This window comes from Pseudomonas sp. NDM (genome assembly GCF_003105095.1).
In the GTDB taxonomy this organism is placed as follows: Bacteria; Pseudomonadota; Gammaproteobacteria; order Pseudomonadales; family Pseudomonadaceae; genus Aquipseudomonas; species Aquipseudomonas moraviensis_A.
In genome coordinates, this window is sequence record NZ_QETJ01000319.1 from 1 (window position 1) to 1,379 (window position 1,379).

Annotated in this window: 2 protein-coding genes; both read left to right on the plus strand. The window is 64.0% G+C overall.

Going from position 1 to position 1,379, the window contains the following annotated elements:
• Window positions 1-116: 116 nt before the first annotated feature.
• Window positions 117-644 carry a sigma-70 family RNA polymerase sigma factor gene (locus DCO47_RS26770; protein WP_116659284.1) on the plus strand — a complete coding sequence of 176 codons (528 nt, stop codon included), beginning with the start codon at window positions 117-119 and terminating at the stop codon, window positions 642-644.
• Window positions 641-1,333 (plus strand): anti-sigma factor domain-containing protein, encoded by a 693-nt coding sequence (locus DCO47_RS26775; protein ID WP_042609124.1) that lies wholly within the window; start codon window positions 641-643, stop codon window positions 1,331-1,333. The genes DCO47_RS26770 and DCO47_RS26775 overlap by 4 nt, the downstream gene beginning before the upstream one ends.
• Window positions 1,334-1,379: the final 46 nt, after the last annotated feature.

The following is a 1,379-nucleotide window of genomic DNA, read 5'->3' on the forward strand; positions in this document are numbered from 1 at the left end:
CGCGATAGCGGTATGTCAGTGAACGATCTGCCGGCTGACACAGCGCTATCGCGAGCAGGCTCACTCCTACAAGTGGGACTGTGTGATTCTGGAGAATGTGAGCTAGATTGCACGCCATGCCTTTAGCCGAATCCGTTTTCGATTACGAAGCCCGCCTCGCTGCCTGTGCCCGGGGCGAGCGCGCGGCTCTGCGCGATTTGTATGTGCAGGAAGGCCCGCGCTTGCTCGGCGTAGCCAAGCGGCTGGTGCGCGATACGGCGCTGGCAGAGGACGTGGTGCATGAGGCGTTCATCAAGATCTGGAACGGCGCCGCCGGGTTCGACCCGGCGCGCGGTTCGGCGCGCGGCTGGATGTTCAGCGTGACCCGGCATCTGGCCTTGAATCAGCTGCGCAGGCAAAGTCGGGAAACGCCCTTCAGCGAAGAACATGAGGCAGCGGCGCCTGATGAGTTGGCCGATGTTCACTCGGCGCGCATCCATCGCTGCCTCGAGCAACTGGAACCGCAGCGGCGCAGCTGTATCCTCCACGCCTACGTCGACGGTTACAGCCATGCGCAGATTTCCGCACGCCTCGACACGCCGCTGGGCACGGTCAAAGCGTGGATCAAGCGCAGCCTCAATGCTTTGCGGGAGTGCATGGGATGACCGGCGAATCAGCGCAGGACCGGGATGAACTGGCCGGCGAATACGTGCTCGGCACGCTGTCGTTCGAGCAGCGCATCGAGGTGCAACGGCGTTTGCCCGACGAACCCGAATTGCGGGCCGCCGTGGATGCCTGGGAACGGCGGCTGCTGGAGCTGACCGATCTGGCCGAGCCACAGCAACCCTCGGCGCAGCTGTGGCCTCGCATCGAACGCAGTCTCGAACGACTGACGGTGAGTAAACCGCTGACTTCGTGGTGGAACCTGCTGCCGCTGTGGCGCGGTCTGAGCGCCGCCGGTCTGGCGGCGACATTGATTCTCGGCACGATCCTGCTGACCCAGACTGCGCCGAAACCGAGTTATCTGGTGGTGCTGGTGGCGCCGCAGGACAAGGCGCCGGGTTGGGTGATTCAGGCGAGCGATTCCCGGGAGATCCAGTTGATTCCGCTGGGCGTGGTCGAGGTGCCGGCGGACAAGGCGCTGGAGTTCTGGACCAAGGCTGACGGCTGGTCGGGGCCGGTTTCCCTGGGTCTGGTCAAACCGGGGCAGGCTTTGTCGGTGCCGCTGGACAAATTGCCGCCGCTGCAGCCCAACCAACTGTTCGAGCTGACGCTGGAAGGCGCGAGCGGCTCGCCGATCGGCAAACCGACGGGGCCGATTCAGGCGATCGGGCGTGCGGTCAAAGTCTTGTAGTGTGCCCTGTAGGAGCTGCCGAAGGCTGCGATCTTTTGATTTTTCT

Coding starts and splice junctions, on each gene's coding strand:
- DCO47_RS26775 (WP_042609124.1), top strand. CDS start 641: ATGACCGGCGAATCAGCGCAGGACCGGGATGAACTGGCCGGCGAATAC.
- DCO47_RS26770 (WP_116659284.1), top strand. CDS start 117: ATGCCTTTAGCCGAATCCGTTTTCGATTACGAAGCCCGCCTCGCTGCC.